Genomic DNA, 520 nt, shown 5'->3' with positions numbered 1-520 from the left:
AGCCATCAACGGCCTGATCCAGGCGGCCAAGGCCCGCGCCCGAGGCTATCGCACGACACGGAACTTCATCAACATGGCCTACCTCGTAGCCGGCCGGCTCACGCACCTCCCCGCATCACCCTACGAAACAACATGTGGTCTGGTCGCGACCTGATCCAGAACCTGCAAACCCACACAATCCGCGAAGAAGCCAAAATTAGCGCTATGAACTGTCTCAGGAAACCGTGCCCCAACCCACGATCAAGAAATACGCCACCGGCCGCGGCAATGCGAACAAGCAGGCGATGATCGACGCGGCGCGCGACCGCGGGTTCTCGCCCGTCGACGACAACGAGGCCGATGCCATCGCCATCCTGCTCTGGGCGATCGAGACGCAGGGAGGTGTGGCATGACCGGGATGCAGTTCACACCGAAAGGCTATGGCGGCCACCGCCGCGACCCCCAAAAGGTCAAGCGCGAGGGCTGGCGCGAACAGGGCGTGCTCGCCGTCTCGGTCGATGACGAGCGGCTCACCTGGCCC

The 520-nt window shown here is 63.8% G+C and carries 1 pseudogene; it reads left to right on the top strand.

The window, feature by feature from the left end:
• Nucleotides 1-224 precede the first annotated feature (224 nt).
• Nucleotides 225-392: pseudogene (locus ACH107_RS33455) on the top strand (hypothetical protein); the annotation flags it as partial.
• Between the last annotated feature and the right edge of the window lie 128 nt (nt 393-520).

This window comes from Roseovarius halophilus (ex Wu et al. 2025), assembly GCF_047086965.1.
Note: the sequence above shows the minus strand (reverse complement) of the source record. Positions and strands in the feature narration are given on the sequence as shown.